The organism is Campylobacter sp. IFREMER_LSEM_CL2127 (genome assembly GCF_025771745.1).
Taxonomy (GTDB): domain Bacteria; phylum Campylobacterota; class Campylobacteria; order Campylobacterales; family Campylobacteraceae; genus Campylobacter_D.
The window spans coordinates 1-6,131 of sequence record NZ_JAKMQV010000020.1 but is presented as its reverse complement, the minus strand read 5'-3'; the positions used below and the strand labels follow the sequence as shown (position 1 = coordinate 6,131).

The 6,131-nt window shown below is 41.9% G+C and carries 2 tRNA genes and 3 rRNA genes; all 5 read right to left on the bottom strand.

The features are described from left to right. Positions 1-411 precede the first annotated feature (411 nt). The 5 genes from rrf to L8V77_RS07555 all read right to left on the bottom strand — a co-directional run bounded on the left by rrf (position 412) and on the right by L8V77_RS07555 (position 5,934). Positions 412-528, bottom strand: a 5S ribosomal RNA gene (gene rrf / locus L8V77_RS07575). Between the two features lie 273 nt (positions 529-801). Then, positions 802-3,709 (bottom strand): 23S ribosomal RNA (locus L8V77_RS07570). A gap of 456 nt (positions 3,710-4,165) precedes the next feature. Next, positions 4,166-4,242: transfer RNA gene (locus L8V77_RS07565), tRNA-Ile, on the bottom strand. Between the two features lie 8 nt (positions 4,243-4,250). Then, a tRNA-Ala gene (locus tag L8V77_RS07560) sits at positions 4,251-4,326 on the bottom strand. Positions 4,327-4,421: 95 nt separating this feature from the next. Further along, positions 4,422-5,934 (bottom strand): 16S ribosomal RNA (locus L8V77_RS07555). The 16S, 23S and 5S rRNA genes sit together here with 2 tRNA genes alongside, the layout of an rRNA operon. Positions 5,935-6,131: the final 197 nt, after the last annotated feature.

Below are 6,131 nucleotides of genomic sequence, written 5' to 3'. Positions count from 1 at the left end.
ATAAAACCATAAAAATTCAAAAATAAAATAGAATAACTAATAAATAGCAAAAACAACGCATAAAACTAAATTTTATAAAATAATAGAAATAACAATAAATACCCTATCTAATCTAATCAATACAAATTAATTAAAAATTTTCACAATAAAACCAAAAGTTAAATCATTAAAACCCATAAAAAACAAAAAACTATAAATAACTAAGAGCCATAAAGAAATATAAGAAATATAAGAAATATAAGAAATATAAAAAATATAAGAAATATAAAAAATATAAGAAATATAAAAAATATAAGAAAAATTTAAAAATAGTGTCACAAATAAATAATCCAAAAATAAACCAATTTAATAACTAACAATAAAAATAAACATAAGATTATATATAAAGTAAGAATAATAAGAGAATTAACAAGTCCGCAATGAGCTACTTTCCCCCTGCCAGTAAGGCGTAGTATCATCACCCACGATGTGCTTAGCTTCTTGGTTCGGGATGGAGCAAGGCGTCTCCACATCTGTATAATCACGGACATTGTTATTTAAATATTCTATTTAATATAGCATAATAAAAACAATCAATAAGATTTAGATATAAAAATCATTTTTATTTTAGTTTTCATCTTATTCTTATATTTAGATATTTTATTAAGCTAATCACTTTATTGTTTTAGAATACTTAAAAAACAATGTTAAGAGCAAGTTCTAATATAAACTTTACTTGTAAGATTTTATAAGCTAATATAGTTTTCGTATAAAAACCTTCAAAGCTTTATTAAAAACCTTAACAAGGAAGTGATGCTTAAATAAGATAAGCCAAACGCTCTATTAGTACTGGTCAGCTAAAGGACTTTCATCCATTACACACCCAGCCTATCAAACTAGTAGTCTTCTAGAGAGCTTAGAGAAGATTCATCTTAGAGTTGGCTTCACGCTTAGATGCTTTCAGCGTTTATCCGTTCCAAACTTAGCTACGCTGCGATGCTCTTGGCAGAACAACAGCTACACCAGTGGTTTGTTCAACCCGGTCCTCTCGTACTAGGGTCAAATCTCTTCAATCTTCTTACGCCCACGGCAGATAGGGACCGAACTGTCTCACGACGTTCTGAACCCAGCTCGCGTACCGCTTTAAATGGCGAACAGCCATACCCTTGGGACCTGCTCCAGCCCCAGGATGCGATGAGCCGACATCGAGGTGCCAAACCTCCCCGTCGATGTGAGCTCTTGGGGGAGATCAGCCTGTTATCCCCGGGGTACCTTTTATCCTTTGAGCGATGGCCCTTCCACACAGAACCACCGGATCACTAAGACCGACTTTCGTCTCTGCTTGACTTGTATGTCTTGCAGTTAAGCTGGCTTATACCTTTATACTCTACGAACGATTTCCAACCGTTCTGAGCCAACCTTTGTAAGCCTCCGTTATTATTTGGGAGGCGACCGCCCCAGTCAAACTACCCACCAGACATTGTCCCACTTGAGGATAACTCAAGCTGGTTAGCTACCCAAATAAGAAAGAGTGGTATCTCAACAACGGCTCATATACAACTGGCGTCATATACTCAAAGCCTCCCACCTATCCTGCACATTCTTATCCAAATAGCAGTGTCAAGCTGTAGTAAAGGTCCACGGGGTCTTTCCGTCTTGCCGCGGGTAGGAGGAATTTTCACCTCCACTACAATTTCACTGGATCCCTCTTTGAGACAGCTCCCATCTCGTTACGCCATTCATGCAGGTCGGTATTTAACCGACAAGGAATTTCGCTACCTTAGGACCGTTATAGTTACGGCCGCCGTTTACTCGGGCTTCGATCAAGAGCTTCGCTAATGCTAACCCCATCAATTAACCTTCGAGCACCGGGCAGGCGTCACACCCTATACATCCTCTTACGAGTTAGCAGAGTGCTGTGTTTTTGGTAAACAGTCGGGAGGGACTCTTTGTTGTAAGTTTCTTCGCTTTCGGAGTAAATCCTAATACGAAGCGAACCACACCTTATACCGAAGATACGGTGCTATTTTGCAGAGTTCCTTAAAGAGAGTTCTTCCACGCGCCTTAGAATACTCATCCCACCCACCTGTGTCGGTTTACGGTACGGGCAACATTAGCTAAACTTAGAAACTTTTCTTGGCTCGACGGCATCAGCAATTCTCCTCGCTGTCCGAAGACTTTGAAGAGCCTTTCAGTTCTCGGAGTATTGTTATACGGATTTGCCTATATAACCTCCTACGACCTTAGACTAGCACTTCCATCCGCTAGCTTGCTTAGCCCTAAGCGTCCTTCCATCGCACACTAATGTTGGTATTGGAATATTAACCAATTTGCCATCGTCTACCCCTTTCGGACTCGACTTAGGACCCGACTAACCCTACGATGACGAGCATCGCGTAGGAAACCTTGGGTTTACGGCGTTAATGATTCTCACATTAATTATCGCTACTCATGCCTGCATGCTCACTTCTATTCGCTCCAGCACTCCTTACCGGTATACCTTCGGCGCAAATAGAACGCTCTCCTACCACTTAGTAAAACTAAGTCTACAGCTTCGGTACTTACTTTAGCCCCGTTATATTTTCCGCGCAAAATCACTAGACCAGTGAGCTATTACGCTTTCTTTAAAGGATGGCTGCTTCTAAGCCAACCTCCTGGTTGTTTAAGTAACTTCACATCGTTTTCCACTTAAGTAAGATTTAGGGACCTTAGCTGGTAGTCTGGGTTGTTTCCCTCTTGACGACGGATTTTATCACTCGCCGCCTGACTGCTGTGATTACATATAAGGTATTCGGAGTTTGATAGGGTTTGGTACATTGGTGTATGCCCTAGCCCATTCAGTGCTCTACCCCCTTATACTACGACACAACGCTATACCTAAATATATTTCGGAGAGAACCAGCTATCACGAAGTTTGATTGGCCTTTCACCCCTATCCACAAGTCATCCGGGGGCTTTTCAACGCCTATCGGTTCAGTCCTCCACTAGTTCTTACACTAGCTTCAACTTGCTCATGGATAGATCACTTCGTTTCGGGTCTGCAGCATCTGACTTAAGCGCCCTATTCAGACTCGCTTTCGCTACGGCTTCGCGTGTGCTTAACCTTGCCAGACACCACAACTCGCAGGCTCATTATGCAAAAGGCAGTCCATCACACTGTATTGCTACATAGTGCTCTGAATGATTGTAAGCAAATGGTTTCAGGTTCTATTTCACTCTGATCACCTCAGTTCTTTTCACCTTTCCCTCACGGTACTTGTGCACTATCGGTCTGGTAGTAGTATTTAGGGTTGGATCGTGGTCGACCCAGCTTCAGACAGGATTCCTCGTGTCCCGCCCTACTCAGGATACTGCTAGCTAAGGTTTGGTTTTCGTATACGGGACTATCACCCTCTATGGCTACACTTTCCAGAGTGTTCTACTAACCTCACCTATTGCACATTGCAGTCCTACAACCCCCAGTGCAAGCACTGGGTTTGCCCTCTTGCGCTTTCGCTCGCCGCTACTGACGCAATCTCTATTGATTTCTTTTCCTGTAGGTACTAAGATGTTTCAATTCCCTACGTTCGCTCCATTATGGTAGTATATATCTCTATATACTGGGTTGCCCCATTCGGAAATCTACGGATCAAAGCTTCTTGACAGCTCCCCGTAGCTTATCGCAGTCTAGTACGTCCTTCATCGCCTTTACCAGCCAAGGCATCCACCATTCGCTCTTAATAGCTTACCTTTTAAATTCATTCTAAAACGCATCACTTCCTTGTTAAAGTTTTTATGATAAGACTTTACTATCTTAAGACGGAAAGCATTTAAACACCTAATAAAACTAAAAATATTAGTCTCACTAAGCTGTGAGTTTAAAACTTGTCTTTAACTAAAAGCTAAAGAAAAGATAGTTAGGTTTTATCCTTTAACAAGTCCTGTAAAATTGTTTTTATTAAAACTTGCTTGTGACTCTTAACAATGATAATTCAAATAACATTAAATAACTAATCTAATATATAAAATATTCTATTATTTATTTAGCTTAGGTCTTAAAACCTAAAGGAAGTATATATAAAGAGTTTAAATAATTTAAAAACATAGACAATAAAGTATTTTACTTTATTTACTGCTTTATTATTAGCTATATACTTGCTTTAAGTTTTAAAACTTTATTATATGATTGATAAACAAATCTTTTTTATGGTGGGCCTAACAAGACTTGAACTTGTGACCTCACCCTTATCAGGGGTGCACTCTAACCAGCTGAGCTATAGGCCCTTAATAAATGGTGGAGAATAGCGGGATCGAACCGCTGACCTCCTGCGTGCAAAGCAGGCGCTCTCCCAGCTGAGCTAATTCCCCAAAATTAGCTTTTCATCAATCTTTGAAATCTAAACAAGGATGATTGAGTCTATATATGAACTGATAGTTGTGAGACTTATCAGTTTGTACTCTAGAAAGGAGGTGATCCAACCGCAGGTTCTCCTACGGTTACCTTGTTACGACTTCACCCCAGTCGCTGATTCCACTGTGGACGGTAACTAGTTTAGTATTCCGGCTTCGAGTGAAATCAACTCCCATGGTGTGACGGGCGGTGAGTACAAGACCCGGGAACGTATTCACCGTAGCATGGCTGATCTACGATTACTAGCGATTCCGGCTTCATGCTCTCGAGTTGCAGAGAACAATCCGAACTGGGACATATTTTATAGATTTGCTCCACCTCGCGGTATTGCGTCTCATTGTATATGCCATTGTAGCACGTGTGTCGCCCTGGGCATAAGGGCCATGATGACTTGACGTCGTCCACACCTTCCTCCTCCTTACGAAGGCAGTCTATTTAGAGTGCTCGGCCGAACCGTTAGCAACTAAATACGTGGGTTGCGCTCGTTGCGGGACTTAACCCAACATCTCACGACACGAGCTGACGACAGCCGTGCAGCACCTGTCTCTAAGTTCTAGCAAGCTAGCACCCTCTTATCTCTAAGAGGTTCTTAGGATATCAAGCCCAGGTAAGGTTCTTCGCGTATCTTCGAATTAAACCACATGCTCCACCGCTTGTGCGGGTCCCCGTCTATTCCTTTGAGTTTTAATCTTGCGACCGTACTCCCCAGGCGGTACACTTAATGCGTTAGCTGCATTACTGAGATGACTAGCACCCCAACAACTAGTGTACATCGTTTAGGGCGTGGACTACCAGGGTATCTAATCCTGTTTGCTCCCCACGCTTTCGCGCCTTAGCGTCAGTTAAGTTCCAGCAGATCGCCTTCGCAATGGGTATTCTTGGTGATATCTACGGATTTTACCCCTACACCACCAATTCCATCTGCCTCTCCCTCACTCTAGACTACCAGTTTCCCAAGCAGTTCAACGGTTAAGCCGTTGGATTTCACAAGAGACTTGATAATCCGCCTACGCGCCCTTTACGCCCAGTGATTCCGAGTAACGCTTGCACCCTCCGTATTACCGCGGCTGCTGGCACGGAGTTAGCCGGTGCTTATTCCTTAGGTACCGTCAGAATTCTTCCCTAAGAAAAGGAGTTTACGCTCCGAAAAGTGTCATCCTCCACGCGGCGTTGCTGCGTCAGGGTTTCCCCCATTGCGCAATATTCCCTACTGCTGCCTCCCGTAGGAGTCTGGACCGTGTCTCAGTTCCAGTGTGACTGATCATCCTCTCAGACCAGTTAAGCGTCATAGCCTTGGTGAGCCATTACCTCACCAACTAGCTGATACTATATAGTCTCATCCTACACCGAAAAACTTTCCCTACTCAACTTATGTTAAGCAGGAGTATAGAGTATTAGCAGTCGTTTCCAACTGTTGTCCTCTTGTGTAGGGCAGATTAACTATACCTTACTCACCCGTGCGCCACTAATCCACTTCTAGCAAGCTAAAAGCTTCATCGTTCGACTTGCATGTATTAGGCACGCCGCCAGCGTTCACTCTGAGCCAGGATCAAACTCTCCATAAAAAATAATTGGATAAGTTTAATCTTTTTCTTCAAAGAAAAAGTTGATTGTTAAGATTTAAAATAAATCTTTCTGGCTCAATCGATCACTTATTTAGATTTCAAAGATTGACTATAAGATTTGATTAACAATATTAATAATTTAAAGAACAAATACTAAAAAATTAAGACAAAAAGTCTTAGCTTTTTAAAACCCTTTC